Source organism: Wolbachia endosymbiont of Ostrinia scapulalis (genome assembly GCF_023559145.1).
Classification (GTDB): Bacteria; Pseudomonadota; Alphaproteobacteria; order Rickettsiales; family Anaplasmataceae; genus Wolbachia.
In genome coordinates this window covers 1162841-1180713 of sequence record NZ_CP096926.1, presented here as the reverse complement: position 1 = coordinate 1180713, position 17873 = coordinate 1162841, and the positions used below count along the sequence as shown (strand labels likewise).

General features: G+C 34.0%; 13 protein-coding genes and 2 pseudogenes. 9 read left to right on the top strand and 6 right to left on the bottom strand.

Going from position 1 to position 17873, the window contains the following annotated elements:
- Nucleotides 1-104: 104 nt before the first annotated feature.
- A complete protein-coding gene (locus tag M1L26_RS05755) occupies nucleotides 105-1850 on the top strand; it encodes a type I secretion system permease/ATPase (RefSeq protein WP_250120122.1) in 1746 nt (581 codons plus the stop codon).
- 99 nt (nucleotides 1851-1949) lie between these two features.
- On the opposite strand, the gene M1L26_RS05750 is transcribed toward M1L26_RS05755, so the two are convergent.
- From M1L26_RS05750 to M1L26_RS05740, 3 genes are all read right to left on the bottom strand, one after another.
- The gene (locus tag M1L26_RS05750) at nucleotides 1950-2711 is read right to left on the bottom strand and encodes a hypothetical protein (RefSeq protein ID WP_211907529.1); all 762 of its coding nucleotides are present in this window, start codon (nucleotides 2709-2711) and stop codon (nucleotides 1950-1952) included.
- Nucleotides 2712-2768: 57 nt separating this feature from the next.
- Nucleotides 2769-4031, bottom strand: a complete 1263-nt coding sequence (locus M1L26_RS05745; RefSeq protein ID WP_211907528.1) for a pyruvate dehydrogenase complex dihydrolipoamide acetyltransferase — start codon at nucleotides 4029-4031, stop codon at nucleotides 2769-2771.
- 285 nt (nucleotides 4032-4316) lie between these two features.
- A complete protein-coding gene (locus M1L26_RS05740; protein ID WP_246433093.1) occupies nucleotides 4317-4784 on the bottom strand; it encodes a WBM0748 family T4SS-associated protein in 468 nt (155 codons plus the stop codon).
- Nucleotides 4785-5047: 263 nt separating this feature from the next.
- Here M1L26_RS05740 and M1L26_RS06495 point away from each other — a divergent pair.
- Nucleotides 5048-5919 (top strand): annotated as a pseudogene (locus tag M1L26_RS06495) (hypothetical protein).
- Between the two features lie 124 nt (nucleotides 5920-6043).
- On the opposite strand, the gene ftsH reads toward M1L26_RS06495, so the two are convergent.
- From ftsH to M1L26_RS05715, 3 genes are all read right to left on the bottom strand, one after another.
- Nucleotides 6044-7873 (bottom strand): ATP-dependent zinc metalloprotease FtsH, encoded by a 1830-nt coding sequence (ftsH, locus tag M1L26_RS05725; RefSeq protein ID WP_250120120.1) that lies wholly within the window; start codon nucleotides 7871-7873, stop codon nucleotides 6044-6046.
- A gap of 12 nt (nucleotides 7874-7885) precedes the next feature.
- Complete coding sequence (gene tilS / locus M1L26_RS05720) at nucleotides 7886-9178, bottom strand: tRNA lysidine(34) synthetase TilS (RefSeq protein WP_250120119.1); 1293 nt, start codon at nucleotides 9176-9178, stop codon at nucleotides 7886-7888.
- A 142-nt stretch (nucleotides 9179-9320) separates the two neighbouring features.
- The gene (locus tag M1L26_RS05715) at nucleotides 9321-9800 is read right to left on the bottom strand and encodes an OmpA family protein (protein ID WP_211907525.1); all 480 of its coding nucleotides are present in this window, start codon (nucleotides 9798-9800) and stop codon (nucleotides 9321-9323) included.
- 274 nt (nucleotides 9801-10074) lie between these two features.
- Here M1L26_RS05715 and M1L26_RS05710 point away from each other — a divergent pair, with 274 nt between their 5' ends.
- From M1L26_RS05710 to M1L26_RS05675, 7 genes and pseudogenes are all read left to right on the top strand, one after another.
- Entirely contained in the window at nucleotides 10075-11493 is a 1419-nt protein-coding gene (locus M1L26_RS05710) for a gluzincin family metallopeptidase (RefSeq protein ID WP_250120118.1), read from the top strand.
- A gap of 20 nt (nucleotides 11494-11513) precedes the next feature.
- Nucleotides 11514-12581, top strand: coding sequence for a rod shape-determining protein (locus M1L26_RS05705; protein ID WP_007302210.1), 1068 nt, complete (start codon nucleotides 11514-11516; stop codon nucleotides 12579-12581).
- 226 nt (nucleotides 12582-12807) lie between these two features.
- Entirely contained in the window at nucleotides 12808-13914 is a 1107-nt protein-coding gene (gene mnmA, locus M1L26_RS05700) for a tRNA 2-thiouridine(34) synthase MnmA (protein ID WP_019236778.1), read from the top strand.
- Between the two features lie 112 nt (nucleotides 13915-14026).
- Nucleotides 14027-15325 (top strand): WD1261 family protein, encoded by a 1299-nt coding sequence (locus M1L26_RS05695; RefSeq protein ID WP_250120117.1) that lies wholly within the window; start codon nucleotides 14027-14029, stop codon nucleotides 15323-15325.
- An 80-nt stretch (nucleotides 15326-15405) separates the two neighbouring features.
- Nucleotides 15406-15912: an inorganic diphosphatase gene (gene ppa / locus M1L26_RS05690; protein ID WP_211907522.1), complete on the top strand. Its 507-nt coding sequence runs from the start codon at nucleotides 15406-15408 to the stop codon at nucleotides 15910-15912.
- Nucleotides 15913-16229: 317 nt separating this feature from the next.
- Nucleotides 16230-17178: pseudogene (locus M1L26_RS06605) on the top strand (IS5 family transposase).
- Between the two features lie 195 nt (nucleotides 17179-17373).
- Nucleotides 17374-17856, top strand: coding sequence for a hypothetical protein (locus tag M1L26_RS05675; RefSeq protein ID WP_250120116.1), 483 nt, complete (start codon nucleotides 17374-17376; stop codon nucleotides 17854-17856).
- The last annotated feature ends 17 nt before the right edge of the window (nucleotides 17857-17873 follow it).

The following is a 17873-nucleotide window of genomic DNA, read 5'->3' as shown; positions in this document are numbered from 1 at the left end:
TCATTAATATTTTATTACATTAATGATATGGCAAGGCAATAACTGTTAATACTTTTGAAATAAAAACTATATATGGTAAATATAATTAAATAAAAAGGAAGATTGTGGAAATCACTCCGTCAATAAAAAAGGAATTAAAGCAAAGTATACTATATACTTGTCTAGAGAAGTGCAAGAGTGCGTTTTGGTTTATTTTCTGGTTTAGCTCAGGGATTAATGCGTTAATGTTATTTTTGCCACTTTATACCTCTCAGGTACTTGATCGAGTGATATCGAGCGAGAGTGTGTCAACACTAGTTATGCTGACGATTATTACTTTATCTGCGTTTGCATGTTCTGCAATGCTTGAAACTTGTCGATATTTAGCTATGGCTAAAATTGGTGATTGGATTGATAAAACTGCAACACCAGATCTAATAGTAAGGTCAATCAGGTTAACATCAGTACAAAGCTCAACTTCAAGTGGTGAAGCAATACGAGATCTTGGAGTAATAAAAAATTTCATTACAGGAAATGGTATATTTTCACTGTTCGATACTCCATGGTCGCTAATTTACCTTGTTGTGATCTTTATGATACATACCTCTACAGGGTTTATAGCTATTGCCGGGATCATTATATTAGTTTCAATGGCAGTATGGAATGAACTTGCCACTAAGCGTATATTGCGAGAAACCAATGAAGAAACTATACGTAATATTAATGCTATAGATGTTGCAACAAGAAATGCAGAGGTGGTTGAGGCTATGGGTATGTCAGAATTTATAGTTTCTGATTGGTGTAAACGGAATGATCAAAATCGTGCAATGCAAGTCACAGCACAGAATCGTTCTAATGTAATTACTGGTATTACTAAATTTTTACGTTCAACTCTCCAAATTTCAGTAATTGGAACAGGTGCATTACTTGCAATCACAGCTCACAAAACTGCCGGTAGCATTATTGCTGCCTCGATTTTGATGGGTAGAGTATTGGCTCCATTTGATGCAGCAGTTCATACTTGGAAATTTTTAAATCAAGCCAAGATATCATATGGCAGGCTGCAAAGACTTATCCTAACATCTCCAAAAAGAGAGCAAACTATGGCTCTACCAGAGCCTGAAGGGAAGTTGGAATTTGATAGGGTATTTTTTACTCCTTATGGGAGCAATAAGCCAACAGTAAAAGGAATCTCATTTGTAATAGAACCAGGGGATGTTGTTGGTGTTATTGGTGCAAGTGCTTCTGGTAAGTCGACCATTGCAAAACTAACCGTTGGTGTTTGGAAACCCATATCAGGTGTAGTCAGACTAGATGGTGCTGATGTATATACTTGGAATCGAGAAAACTTTGGTAATTATGTTGGTTACTTACCTCAAGATATTGAGTTATTTAACACGAGCGTTAAAGCTAATATTGCCCGCATGAGACCAGATCCAAATCCTGAAGAAATAATCAAAGCAGCAAAAATTGCAGGAATACATGAATTAATACTGAGCTTACCAAATGGGTATGATACAACAATAGGAGGACCTGGAGGAGTAATACTCTCTGGTGGCCAAAAACAGCTTCTTGGACTTGCAAGGGCTTTTTATGGTAATACTAAGCTTTTAGTGCTTGATGAACCGAATGCTAACTTAGACAGTAATGGAGAGGCGCGCTTGATTAATGCAATCAATGTTGCAAGAGAGCAAAATACTACCACTGTTATCATCACTCATAAGCTACCGTTACTATCCGTAGTTGATAAAGTGATTATCATGTCAGATGGTGTTATTTATGATATGGGACCAAAAGATGAGATTTTGAGCAGATTAGTTGCTCCATCACCAGATGCCACAGAAGATAAACGTTCTTCAGCAAGTGGTTAAGAAAGAGAGAAGCTGTCACACTTCTCTTTCTCTTATAGAGTACTATATGCACAGTTTATAAAATCTTAAGCAATTGTTATTCGAAAAATCCAATAATGATTAGCCGCGGAACCTATTTGCTAATTCTCTCACATTGACCTTAGACATTTCTGATGTAGGCTCTTGTGTATATGAGACATCAGATTTAACGCCTTTTTTGTCATGACCTTTAGTAATAGAACATACTACAGTATCAGCCTTTACATGCTTAACACTTGGATCTGATTGAAACCCATGCTTTCTTTCCATTTGTGCTTCAAGCTTACTGCTATCATGTGTAACCCTACACCTTTCTAGATTACGGTCACGTTTGCCAGGAGCTACATATCCATCTATATCACTACATAAGAACGGGCGCACTTTGAACCTGTCTGAACTAACACCATTTTCAACACTTGCAGAATTATGAGCTTTTCTATTATTGCGCATTTTATCTACAGCTTCCTTTATTTTTTCTTTTGATGGTTTTGGCAGCAGTGCTGGCTTATATGCACATGCTGGTAGTTCTGGAAATGAGTCCTCCTGAAACAGCAAATGACTTTGGTTTCTCTTACTATCTGATTCTTCAATATTCTTTATTGGTGTCTTGAAAGAGTTTTCATTTTTCTTTCTTAGATCTAACTCATTTAATCCGCTTCCAACATTATTTTTTCTTGTTGTAGTGTGAATAACACCTGGAAGTTTCACTTCATACTTAAATTTTTTACCAATGGTATCTATTGACTCATTAGATGAGGAATCTATTTGAAACCTATCGTTTGAAAATTTTGATTTTGTAGCATCAAAAGATATACTACGTTTTTCTATCTTTTTATCAGTCATATTTTACCTCTAAACCTATTAACTAACAAAAGTATAAACTAAGAGGTATTAATTTTATTATAATAATAAAGGCTCAAGAAGCATCACCGTAGGGTTTTCTATATAGTACTTAAAGGCATTTAAAAATTTTGCTCCGAGTGCTCCATCAACTGCTCTGTGGTCAACAGAGAGAGTAACTGTCATTATCTCTGCTATCTCTATTTTTTCACCTATGACAACCGGCTGTTTTTTAGATTCACCAACAGCCATAATGCAAGATTGCGGTGGATTGATTATAGCGCTGAAAGTTTTTATACCAAACATGCCTAAGTTGGAGATAGTAAATCCTCCTCCTTGAAATTCTTCAGGCTTTAGTTTTCCAGATCTTGCCCTATTTACTAAATCTTTCACTTCTTTTGATATAGATAAAACACTTTTTTCATCAGCATTTTTTACTATAGGAGTAATCAGTCCATCCTCAAGCGCTACAGCAATTGAGATATCTATATTTGAGTATCTTACTATTTTAGTATCTATCCACGATGAGTTTATATCAGGAAATTTTTTCATGCTGAAAGCCACAGCTTTTATAATTAAGTCATTAATTGTTACTTTATTGTTCTCATTTGCTGAATTAACCTCATTTTTGAGCGATATTAGCTTATCAAAGTGGCAGTCTATAGTTAAATAAAAGTGTGGAATATTTTGCTTAGATTCAACTAGGCGCTGCGCTATCACTTGGCGCATATTACTTACTTCAACTGTTGTATTTTCCTCAAATCTCTCATAGCTTTTAGTTTGATCTAAAAATTCTAATACATCAGCTTTGATGATACGACCATATGGACCTGTACCTTTTAATCGCTTTATATCAACACCTTCATTTTGAGCTATTTTTTTAGCTAAGGGGCTTACTTTTATTCTATTTTCTGTTGCTCTATCCTCTTTTTTAGATCCCAGTGTCACGCACTGGGATGACATTGAAGAGCTAGATGAAATCGAAGGGTTGGATGATACTGAAAAATCGGCTTCAACCTCCTTCTCAACCTTGGTATTGATGGCAGAAGCTAAATCAAGTGCGCTTTTATCTTCCCCTTCCTCTAACATTAGAGCTATCAGTTGATTTACAGGCACACCACTTGTTCCTTCCGACACTAAAATTTTTGCTAAAACTCCTTCATCGACAGATTCAAACTCCATTATGGCTTTATCAGTCTCAATTTCAGCGATTACATCACCTATTTCAACTTTATCTTGTTCTTTTTTACACCACTTTACAATTTTTCCTCCAGTTTTACTCATTGTTGGGGAAAGAGCGGGCATCAATATTTCTATAGGCATTTATTCTGCATTAAAAGATCTATTTAATTTTTAATTTACTCTTTACCCTATGTCAATCTAATCGTAAATTATGATACTTATATCATCCTAGTACGTGATGCTGGAATCTTGGTTGACTACTGTTATCCTACTATTTCTATTGCTTAGTCCTAGAAAGAGTACAAATAGTAAGATCATCATGAAAATAGACGAATCTGTTATAATGGAAATAGAAAAATGTAGTGCTCTACTATCCTCTCACAAACATATAGCTTAGGTACAGAAAAAATTTATATGAGGAGCTGGTTAAATTGATAAAAGATCAGAATTAATAGTAGTTTCCGAATCTTCTGTAGCAGGCTCTTCATGTGAAGCAGAGGACAGACTAACTTCTTTATCCTCTGTTCTCTGTATAGAACTACCACAAAAACTCCTTAACATCTCTTCAGCAGATGAATTTAAAATCTGTATAATAGACTTTTCACTTTGTTCTTTCAGCGATTGATCCATTCTAGAAATCAACTCGGAAAATTCACTACCTTCTTTTCTAGCTTCACTTTCTATCTTATTTTTTATGCTTTCTATATTACTTTGGTTAATTTCTTCTTTCGTTATGTTAAATGAATTAGCAATACCTTGATACTTAATCTCACAATCGCCACAGCCAACTATGCAAAGAGCAATAGAATCGGATATTTCACCTGCAGCCGAATTATGTATAGTGTAAGCTAAGCAATTGTCATGATATTTAATGCCAAGCTGTTGCTCTATCAACTAAGAAATTTCATTTTTTAAAGACATAAAGTACCTCCTTCTTACATTACTGTACCTTCTGATTAAAGTACAACAGCTGCTCCTAAATAGCAATCCATATATGGTTTACTTTAATAAAGTATTAAAGTAAGAAGCTTTTACATCCTAAAACATAACTTAGATAGGCCAATGTAAAAAAATTTTTAAATGAGAATTATTGTATATATATTACTTATTTGGTAAAATTATTTTGGCAAAATAGCATATAAAAGTTGAGGCTAATTATGAATATTAAAGAACGAAAGGATTTACAACAGGAGTTATTAGGAATTGTTTTCAATATACTCATAGAAAGTGAAGATAGCGCCATGGAAGCTATGGAAACAAGAGCAGTAGAGATAATTAAAAAACTAAAGGAACACATTAATGATGATATAGAGTATGGTGGTTAAAAAAAGCCAATTTTAGATTGGGTTATTGTTTGTGATTCTCAGAATAATGTCAGACTAAATAACAAGTCGCTATTAAAATTTGAGAAGGCAATTAAGGATATTGGAGGAAGAGCACCGCTAAATGAAATAAAAAGTACAATAAGATTATTAGTAGAACAAGCACAGCTAAATCATGTTAGAATTAGAGGTGAGAGAGAGAAGTACCACTAAACCTCTTTGAGGAAAACATAATAATGAGAGAGCGAAGAAGGGCAAGAGAACAACAAATGTGGCCAAATTTTATTAGAGAAAGAGAAGCGTCATTGAATCTCTTTGGAAACAGGGATGAAAATGTAATAATGAGAGGACAAATGAGGTCACGCTATATTAGGCGTATTAGACGTGAAAGAGAAGTACCACTTAGTTCAAAAATAGGACAATTAATTGGTGTAGTTTCATCCATAATTGTAGGTGCTTTCATTGGTATAATGGTTGGTATGGTCATTGCTGGTTTATGTATTGAGCTTTGTGTAATCACCACTGCAGAACCGATTCTTCTCATCATGGGTGCTACTGCTGTTATAGGAGCTATTGTAGCAGGAACTGCTCCTGTATTAAAGCTAATAGAGATGTTTAAAGGTCAAGAACCTAATCTTTCTCCTAGTAGCGGTCTGGAAAGCTCTAATACTGAATATGCTTATTTAAATAGGCAAAGAGTTATTTAGAAAAAAATTGGAAGAATGTTCAAAAAAGTCCATTTATAAAATACATCGGCTTAACTATGATCTTACAACTTAAGCTAATTAATTAAAAATTTTTGTTTTAGCGGTTAAATAAAGCCAGATCTTATTAGAGAGAGGATCTTCTTATCTCTTCTTTACCTTCATTTTCATTTCTAACAATTTTTTTTCCACTTAATATGTCTCTTATTTCATCTCCTGTTAAAGTTTCAAACTCCAGTAGATTTTCAGCAATGAGCTCCAAGTCTTTCCTACGCTTGGTTAAAATGTCTTTTGCTTTTTCATAGCAAGAAAATACGACTTTCTTTACTTCCTCATCTATAAGTCTTAACGTATCTTCAGAAATTGTCTCAGAATCATGTGTGATTTGTTCGCGATTATGATAGATCGGACCTATTTTGTCGCTCATTCCCCATTTTGTCACCATAGAACGTGATAAATCTGATGCTAGTTTTATATCTGAAGATGCACCGCTTGTGACTTTATCATAGCCAAAAATTAGCTCTTCTGCCACACGTCCACCCATTGCAACAGTTATATCTGCTAGCATCTTTTCTCTTGTGAGGGACACTCTATCTGTTTCTGGTAGTCTCATAACTAAACCGAGTGCTCTACCACGTGGAATAATTGTTGCTTTGTGTATAGGATCAGAAGCAGGCATATTAACTGCAACTACTGCATGACCAGCTTCATGGTAAGCAGTAAGCTTTTTTTCTTCTTCTGTAATGACTAAGGACCTTCTTTCCATGCCCATCATCACTTTATCACGTGCATACTCAAAATCATCCATGGTAACAATTTTCTTATTTCTTCTTGCAGCAATAAGCGCAGACTCATTCACTAAATTTGCTAGATCAGCCCCTGAAAAACCTGGCGTTCCCCTCGCAACTGTTTTTACGTTTACATCTGGTGCTATCGATATTTTCTTTATATGCGTATTTAATATTCTCTCACGCCCATTTATATCAGGTAAAGAAATAGTAATCTGTCGATCGAAACGACCAGGTCTAAGTAGTGCTGGATCTAGGACGTCTGGACGGTTAGTTGCAGCAACTATTATCACACCTTCATTAGACTCGAAACCATCCATCTCAACCAGTAACTGGTTTAATGTTTGTTCCCTTTCGTCGTTACCGCCACCAAGACCGATGCCGCGATGCCTACCTACTGCATCTATTTCGTCTATGAAAATTATACAAGGAGCATTTTTCTTGCCTTGATCAAACATATCCCGGACACGGCTTGCACCAACACCGACAAACATTTCAACGAAATCAGATCCAGAAATACTAAAAAACGGTACATTAGCTTCACCTGCAATTGCACGAGCAAGTAGAGTTTTACCAGTTCCAGGGGAACCAATTAAAAGACATCCTTTTGGTATCTTCCCACCTAACACTTGAAATTTTTGCCTTTGTTTAAGAAAATCAACAATTTCAACCAACTCTTCTTTTGCTTCATCAATCCCAGCAACATCATCAAATGTCACTTTTTTTCCAGTAGTCATAAGCCTAGCTTTTGATTTGCCAAAGCTTATAGTTCTATTACCTCCTGCTTGCATTTGTTTAAAAAGGAAAAGTAATAAACCGATAAAGATAAGCGTCGGAACCCATTGAATAAGTAATCCACCAATTATACCTATTGCAGAGTCTCCAATTGAAAAGGAGAACTTCACTTTCCTATCATGCAAACTTTTTATTAAGTCACTATATATAACACCACTTGAGTTAAAGGCTGACCCATCCCTAAACTTCCCTTCGATGCTTTGGTTTCTTATTGTAATATTTTCTATATCATTATCTTCTAGTCTAGTTAAAAATTCTGAAAAAGGTATGGTTGTTTTACTCTTACTTATACTTCCGCTAAATTGAATATAAGCAACTGAAATAAGAACAATAATCACTAACCAGATCAATAAGCCTTCTAAAAATTTTTTCATTTACATTTCTAATTAAATACTAATCAAGCTTACCAAATTTTGCTTTATTGTGCTATTAATAATGCATTGAACTTTATCGTCATTGGTATTTTTTCCGTTATAATTTATATCAGGATAAGCAAGCACCTTTCCATCTTTTTGTACTGTAGGCAAAGAGTAGAAAACTTCAGGGCAGCAGTTGTAATCCTTCAGAAATTCAGGAACTTTTTGTGTTTTTTTTAGCGGAGCAATAGTTACTGAACACTTCTGATTGCTAAGTATTGTACAGCTAAATCTATTGTCCCATTCAATAGGGACATTTAATGTTAGGTGTACAGTAATTTCCTGTATCTTTGATGATTCTCTCATTATCAAGATGCTCCCTCCATATTTTCTTATTTTGCACCCAGAGAGTGTACAGTTAATATCACTATCTTTTTGCGATATTTTGTTAAATATTGCGATAAGGCTACGGTACCTTGGCTTATAGTGCTTGTTGACAATTGCCATTATAGAATAAAGAAGAAGCCTTAAAGCTATTTCCTCTGGCAGTTTATAAAGTTCATCTAGTTTAATTTCAATATAACCAAGATCATGAATATTAACGCAGTCATTAAGTGCAAGGCGTGTGTAGTGCATCAACGCTTTTGCAGCTCTTTTCATATGAAGGGCTGTGAGGCATATTCGCTCTGTTAAAATCTCTTGATTGTCACTTGCTTTAAGTAAGTTACGGTATAAAGTTCGTCTGTATTTTAAGTCATAATTGCTTCTATCTTCGATCCATTTTAAACGGTGAAGATTAGCGTACTTTTCTATTTCACTACGACTAAAATTTAATAACGGCCTAAATATATAAATACCATTTAAGAAAGATTTGTAATCCATTGATGATAATCCATCTACGCCACTACCTCGCTCCAATCTTAATAAGAACGTTTCTGCTTGATCATCTTTGTGATGAGCAACGAGCAAACATTTAACATTATTGTTTTTACACCACTCTTCTAGTAACTTATATCGTGCTTTTCGTGCCTGTAACTGAATATTACCTTTAATATTTTGCTTCTCCCAATTTAATATGAACGATTCCTTTGCTCCAAGTTCTTTTGCATAACTTATAACAAAATCAGCTTCTTTTTGGGACTCTGAACGTAACCCATGATTTACTGTTAATGCTATAGGAAGTGAAAGCTTGTTTTTTTTTGCCCAGTTAGTCATTAAGTGCAGTAAGACTATACTATCTACACCACCTGATACTGCGACTGCGATTTGGTTATGGAAAGCAAAGCTATTAGCTATATTTTGAAATAATAACTCTAATTTCATTATGTTTCTTGATGGCCAGATAGTCTCTACGTCATACAGCGACTTATTTGTGGTATATATAGATCCCGCTAACAAGTAGCGGAATTGCTCTCTTTTGTCATCCCAGTGCTTGACACTGGGATCCAGGTTTTAATGCAAGAAACTACTTCTTTATTCCAGAAAATGAAAATTCCACTCTACGATTTTTAGCATGCTCTTTTTCATATTTAGAATTTCTAGAATCATCTTTTACATTAACCAAAGGCTCAGTTTCACCTTTAGAAGCAGTTTTTATTCTATTTTCTAGATAAGGTGTACAGCTGACCATAAATTTTTTAGCTGCATCTGCTCTTCTAGCTCCTAGTGCAAGATTATACTCGTGAGAACCACGATTGTCAGTATGACCAGTTAAAGTGACCTTTGCGTCAGGATTATTTTGTAACACTTCCATCACGTCAAGTAATGCATCTGCACTCACTTCACTGATACTAGATTCATCATAACCAAAGAAAACTCTTTTATCACCTATCTGCTTAACAACAGCATTCATTTTATTTGTCGTATTTACTCCTTTTGTAGGGCAAGAACTTACACCAGTAAGCAGTAAACAAAAACAACACATTATAATCAGTCTACTCCACATCACTAAACCTCCATAAATTTAAAATATAGTGCGTAATTTTAATTTTAGTACTAATAATCCCTCTATACTAGAATAGAGTCAAGGGAAATAAAATACTAAATGTTTTCTTTACAATCTTATAATTAATTTTCTGATAAGATGCTCAATTCTTAGCAATGAAGTACAATAAAAGAATAAAAATACAATTTTTTATTGTACTTTAAGCAAATATACTTTTAACTTTATTATTAATCTATTACGATATTAAGCGGATGTTTCAAAGCAATGAATAAAAATGAGATCTTATAAGTTTCTAGAGGAAGTATTACATAAGGTAAGGAATATCGAAAACATACTAAAACTACTAAGCAAAAGCCAACTGGATATAGAGGATAAGATCGAGCAAATGTGTCTTCTAGAGGAAATCAGACATGAAATTATCTCTCATGATGCAATAAAGGAATCATTAGCGAATGCTCTTAAGAATAAAAAGAGTGCGAATATTCAGCAGCTAAAGTTAATAGAGGGGATACACAAAAGCAGCAGTGCTATTCCTGTTGATTTAGTAAAATCTTTGTCCAAAGCTAAGATTGAATGCCAAAACTTATGGAGGCTAACTAATTCTGAAATTAGTAACTTAGAAAAGCTGAAAGAATGCTTTACTAACCTAATTAAGCTTACTCGTGAAGCAGCTTCTATAAAATCGCAGCAATTAAAGCGCTCAAACTATGAGTCATTGCTTGCTGACTATGACTCTAATATCACAGAAAAGAACATAAAGGAAATATTTCCTAAGCTAGGTAAATTTTTTAGTGAAAATGTAGAGAAAGTAACTCAAAAGCAGAAGAAGGATAAGGTTACTAATATACAAAAAGTTACGGTTCAGAGACAGATTGAACTTGGTTCCTTATTCTTACAGCAAATGAGTGTTACACCAAATGAGATTTCCATTTCTTATTACGATCCTATCGATTCAGATGAATCTGACCTTTGTTATGGTTTATTTTTACTTTTACGGCATACTGGTTATGCAATTCATCAAAAATGTTTAGCGCAAAATTCTATAAAGAGCTCAATTACAAAACATATTATGTATGAAACTCAAGGGTTATTCATGGAAAGGATCATTGGAACATCCAGAGAATTTATTGAGTTCATTCAACCACACATAAAGGAGAAACTTTCTACAAAAGGCAAAATTAATAGTAGTGTTGAAAATTTGTATTTGATTTTCAATAAAGTAAATCTTTCATCTTTTTTGAAGAATGCGGATGAATTTAGTTTATTGGCTCACATTATGCTAAGAACTAAATTAGAACAAGATCTAATAAATGGTACGTTAGAAGTTAAAGATCTACACGATAAATGGTTGGAAGGTATGAAGCATTACAAGATTTCAGTAAAAGCTAAAAATGAGCTAGACACTTATTTTCAAGATGAGTATTGGATAAGTGGTGTTATAGGCTACTTTCCTATTAAAGTCATAGCGTTAATCGCTGCTGTGCAGTTTTTTTCTTTCATTAAGAAAAATCATTACGGATTTTTAGATTCTATAGTAAAAGGAGATTTCAGTTTACTTATCGATTGGTTCTCTAAAAATGTATATAGTGCAAATTATGGCTTTTTGGAACAGCTAAAAAAGGTAACAGGTAGGGATTTAGATATTGAGTGCTACACTAGTTACTTATCTGAAAAGTATAATTTGTCTCAATAAATGGTTTTCTTGAGTTGTGTATGAGTTTTGTTCAGAATTTAATCAGAAATTTTTTTACTTTCAAAGGTTTATTTGCTAGCGATATTGCTATAGATCTTGGTACTGCAAATACTTTAGTTTATCAGAAAAGTCAGGGGATAGTGCTTGATGAACCCTCAGTTGTAGCAAGAGTAAAAGAAAAAGGAAGTTACGTTCCTTATGCTTTTGGCAAAAAAGCTAAGATGATGCTCGGAAAAACACCTGGAGAAATAGAAGCGATAAGACCCTTGAAAGACGGAGTTATTGCTGATTTTAAAAGCGCGGAAGAAATGTTAAAATATTTCATACGCAGCGCAAACACAAGATTCACTGTTAATAAGCCTAGTATTATCATATGTGTTCCATCTGGATCTACACCAGTTGAAAGGCGTGCTATACAAGATGCAGCAGAAAGTGCTGGTGCAAATGAAGTATTCTTAATTGAAGAACCAATGGCTGCAGCAATTGGGGCTGGACTTCCAGTTACCGAACCTGAAGGTTCTATGATTGTTGACATAGGAGGTGGTACAACTGAAGTTGCAATTATTTCTTTAGGTGGAATTGTTTATTCACGTTCTGCCAGAGTAGGTGGTGATATTATGGATGAGGCAATAAAGTCATACATTCGTGAAAATCATAAGTTATTGATTGGCGAAACAACTGCTGAAAAAATTAAGAAAAACGTCGGTTCAGCCAGTCTGCCAGTTGAAAACAACAAAGAGGGAATGATAATTAAAGGCAGGGATTTAGTGAGTGGTATGCCAAAAGAAATGCTTTTATCAGAATATCAAGTTGCAGAGAGCCTAATAGAGCCTGTACATCAGATAATTTCTGCTATTAGAACTGCACTGGAGAGTACTCCACCCGAACTTTCTTCTGATATAGTTGATAGAGGAATAATTTTATCTGGTGGAGGTGGGTTATTGCGCAACTTGAGTAAAGTTATTAGTGAAACAACAAAATTACCAGTTCGTGTTGCAGATGATCCACTTTGTTGTGTTGCCCTGGGTAGCGGAAAAGTACTTGAAAACATGGACTATTTTGGCCATGTTTTATTCAAGCAAGATTAAATTGTTTTTGAAGGCAGTTTATCGAATTGTTTTGATGGAATTATGTAATATAAATGAGATCCCAGTGTCACGCACCAAGTAATTTAAAGGCAACTTCCAGCAGGAAGGGGTGTCATCCCAGCGCTTGACACTGGAACTTGACTACAAATAAGTATGCTGTTTCGATGAAATTGTGTAATAGAAACTGGATTCCAGTGCTTGACACAGGTTTGTGTTTATAAATTATATGCTAAAAGAATTTGAAATTGAACCTTTATTAAAAGATAAAGCTCCGCATCAAACTAAGGCTATTGTTGCAATGTCCGGGGGAGTTGATAGCTCCGTTGCTGCAGCACTGCTGTATAACCTTGGGTACGAAGTGATAGGTGTGACTCTTCAGCTCTATGGCAGTGATGGTAATGCGAGAAAGGGTGCATGCTGTGCTGGACAGGATATTTATGATGCCAAATACGTGGCTGAAAGTGTTGGCTTTCCCCACTATATTTTAAACTACGAGGAAATATTCAAAAAGGAAGTAATAGAGGATTTTGCAAATACCTATATGCGTGGAGAAACTCCCATACCGTGCGTAAGGTGTAACCAAACAGTAAAATTTCGCGATCTATTGCAAGTTACAAAAAATCTTGGTGCGGATGTGCTCGTAACAGGACATTACGTAAGAAGATTAGAAGAAAATGGTGAGGTAAAATTGTGTAGAAGCATCGATAAAAGTAAAGATCAAAGTTATTTTTTGTTTGCAACTACTGAGGAGCAGTTAAAGCTTTTGCGATTTCCATTAGGTGGGTTCTATAAAAGTGATATAAGAAAATTAGCAAAGTATTTTGGCTTACAAATTTCTGAAAAGCCGGATAGTCAAGATATATGCTTTGTTTCCGAAAGCTATAGTAAAACAATAGCTAAATTAGCTCCACAATCTGTACAGAAAGGTAAAATAGTAGATATTCATGGAAAAGTGCTAGGTGAGCACAGCGGCATAGTAAATTTTACAGTGGGACAGAGAAGAGGCCTCTGCATCGCACACAATGAGCCTCTTTACGTGATAAAAATTAATACAGAAAATAATGAAGTTGTAGTAGGCCCGATCAATGCTCTAATGCAAAAAAAGATATTGGTCAAAGAGTTAAATTGGTTAGAACAACCAAAAGAAGGCATGGAAGTAACTGTGAAGCTTAGGTCATCACATGCAGGAAGCTTAGCGACAATATATTCAACTGACGAAAAGAACAAAGCCTGTGTAATTTTAAACGACGATTACTTTGGCATCAGTCCAGGTCAAGCCTGTGTAGCATATAAGGGCGAACAAGTTATAGGTGGAGGTTGGATATGCTCCTAACTTGGTGGTTTAATTTTTTAATGCAGAATGTAAACATACAATAAAATTTATTGCTGTTTTATCCTATATTCTTTATACTATAAAGATAATTATTATATTGTGGACTAGAGGGATGGTTAAAGAAGTTGAAGAGTTAATAAAAATTGTTGGTAAGGGCAATTTACTAGAGGCCGCATTTATTCGTTTGGGCAGTTTTCAACATGCTGACTTACATCATTGCATGGATTGCAGAAATCATATAGGTCTATCCGAATTCATTAATAAAAAAGAACAAGAGCCATTAGATAAATATTTTAACTTAAAATTTAGTCTACAAGGATTGTTTTTAATTTATGTTCAAGCTTATAGAGTTCTTGCAGAAAATGCTCAGTTCAATACTCAAGAAGTAATTGATAAAATATATGCTGCAGTTGAAAGTAAAAAAATACCTACTCTTTGTGACACTTCGAAGAAACTGCTAAGGGAAATTGTAGATCAAGTAGAATTGACAGAAGATCAAAAAAAACTAAAGCTTTTTAATATTCTAGCAAATCCGAAAGGTGAAGCTCTATTTAACAATAATGATGACTTTGAGAAACAAGTACTCAATAATGTTAAAAAGTTACTCAAAATAAGCTATGCAAATGAATTTGATAAAGAGTTTAGCTTATGTAAAGAGGTAATAAATCATTATTACTCGATTCACAGTATAAAAATAGATAAAGACATAGCATTACTATTTTCTAGTTATGGTATATTTTCTACATGTACTGGAAATGGAGATATTTTATCACTCAATCAATATATTAATGAGAAAGCTAGAGTAATCAACACACCACTATATTACAGTTACATCTTACAGTTAATAAACGTATTAAGAAAAATTGAGTTACCGTATAGAAATGGATTCACCAAGTATACACTTAATTATAGAGGTATAAGTGAATTGAACGGGACATTTACAGCTGCAAGAGAGCAAGACAGTCAAGATTCTCTATATCCTAAAAATATCAAACGTACTCTAGAGCAACTACTAAAAAACCAAAATAGTGATGCATTTGAACAATTAGTAACAAACCCTGAGAATACGTATTACTCAGTGCCACAAAGTGAATGCAGACTAAACTCTACTATCAGTAACAAAAAAAACAAAAATCATAAAAACACATTTTGTAAATTAGCTTTAGGTATGTTTATATTGTCTATTGGATTATATACTGCTGATTATTTCTTTATGGAGCAAAAGTTATTCAACTCAATAACAAATATTTTGCCACAAAATAATCTCATCAATTTCATAGTTGCTGCAGTACTTACTATCGTAATAGTATATGCTTTATTTCAACTACTAAAATCACCTCAAGAACCGCCACATTCAACGATCAATGATACAACTATTAACAGTTTTGCAAATGGTCCTATGCAATCATGAATCTCTACTTATGAATGATAAATGTAGCACTTTTAAAGTGTATGCTATATAATATCTTCTCTTGAATAACGAGGTAATCCATGGATTTAAGCAAAGTAACAACAAAACCAGATGAAATAAATGTAGTAATTGAAATAGGCGCAAATGCTGAACCCGTAAAGTATGAATTTAATAAAGAGCTCGGATTATTACAAGTTGACAGATTTTTGTCTACTTCAATGACTTATCCTTGCAATTATGGATTTGTACCAAATACATGTGCAGGTGATGGTGATCCTGTGGATGTTTTGGTGCTCACTCAATTTCCTTTAGCGTCTGGAGTTTTGATATCAGTGCGTCCAGTAGGTGCATTACTTACCAAAGACGAGAAAGGAGAGGATGAAAAAATATTAGCCGTACCTATCTCTAGTGTTGATAGCTATTATGACAATATAAACAACTATTCTGACCTACCTAAAAGCTTACTAGATAAAATAGCTCATTTCTTTTCTCATTATAAAGATTTAGAAAAGGGAAAAACGGTGACAGTTGGAGAATGGGCTGATGTAGAAGAAGCAAAAAAAATCATTGAAAAAAGTAGAAATTAGTTTGCGTTGATTTAGCCTTAAATTACAGTTATTCGGAAAAATGTTGTTGTTTTTAATGGGTAAATATTGGTATCCGTTCAGGATAGCGGCAAGGTAGTATAACCATAGAGTAAAAGTGAGTTTACAACAAATGGTGTCATCCCAGTGCTCCGACACTGGGATCCAGCCTTTTTTACCAACAAAAACTTAGCATAAACTTTCGTGCTCAAAAAATTTCTGGATTCCAGTGGGCTTTGTTGCATAGGTCAAATAAAAAGAACTGGCAGTTACTGACAAAATTCACTATAAGACAAGCATTTAACCTACTAAAGAAAAATATGCCACAAAAAATGAGAGTCAGTAACTGCCATGAATATAACAAATTTCTCCAAGAGAGGGGAAATATTTTTTATTACGTCAATGATGCCATAGAAAATTGGTACGAAAAAGGTCCAAAAATGGCTGGTGGCAACTATATTTATAGCGATAAGGTCGTGATTCTGGTTCACATAATAACTTATTTATTTAGAATAGGTCTGAGACAAACAGCGGGATTTATAGCAGGGTACCTTGAGCAAGTAAGGAAAAACTTGCAAGTTATTAGCTATTCCCAGGCCTCAAGAAGGCTTAAAAAACTTAACATCAAAATTAATGATCGAAGACATGATAAAAATAATACAGAAGATATTGAGATTGCCATAGATAGTACTGATCTACAATAATATTCCAGGTCATAGCAAGGCAAATGGTACAGATAGAAAGTATCGCTGCTATGAGCAAACAAGAAAACTGCATGTAATGCTAGAGATAGGTAGCAAAAAAGTTATAGCAGCAAAATACAGTGGCGGAGTTTATTCTGACCACTATGGAGCATGTGATCTTATTGCAAGGATTGATGTTAAATATAATATAAGCACACTATATGCAGACAGGGCATATAATCGAAAGAAGTTATACAAACTGTGCGATGAGCTTGACATAAAGACAAGGATTCCTCCGCAAAATAATGCAATAGAGCATCCAAAGTTGGATTATATGGATGAGAGAAATTCTACAATCAAGCTCATAAAGTCATATGATGAAGATGGTATGAAGAGGTGGAAAAAAGAGATAAATTATGGGAAGAGATCTTATATAGAAAGTTTTTTCTCGCGACTGAAGCAAACATTTGGGTTTAGTTTTAGAAACAAATCTGAGGTTAATCGTGAGAGAGAACTGCTACTCAAGTGTTATTTGCTTAACAAATTTACTGATATAGGCATGGCTAAATTTGAGATAGCTTCATGAATTTATTCCACGTTACCTATTATCCGAAGAGTGATGCAACAAAGCCATTCCAGTGTCAGCTACTTGCATGACACCACCTACTATGTAATTTACTTTTTTATATAATAAATATTATTAATTTATCAAGATGTTAGTTGACAAGTAGTGTAATTTATACCATTATTAAGATATATAGTTAATATCTTAATAAATAATATGCCAAAATATGTTAATCGCATTGCTCAACCTATTGTATTAAAAGTCTGTACTGATAAGGAACATCCTAGAGTTAAAGTGTTTTGTAAAACTGAAGATAGAGAAGATGGACAAGTTGAAATAAGACTCTCAAAACAGAAAATTGCGGAGTTTTTAAATCAATTTGCCAATAAAGGAAAGCACCAAATTTCTATCAGTAAAAATGTAGAACAAGGTATAATTAAAGATATAGAAGGTATACGTAGAGAAAATGGTAGATATGTATACAAAGCACCGGATTTATCAGCTGAAGAACAATATAATAAATTATTTGAAAGTGAGAAAGCTATTCAATTTAATTTGAATACTTTTATGTCAGATAGTATATCTAAAATTGTACAATTAAAAGATAGATTTGAAGAAATTTTAGATTTTGATTCCAAAAAAGGGCTATGTCACTCATTAAGTTACTTTATTACTTTTGTAAAATTAGAGAATAGGTAAGATTTTGTTGCATTTCT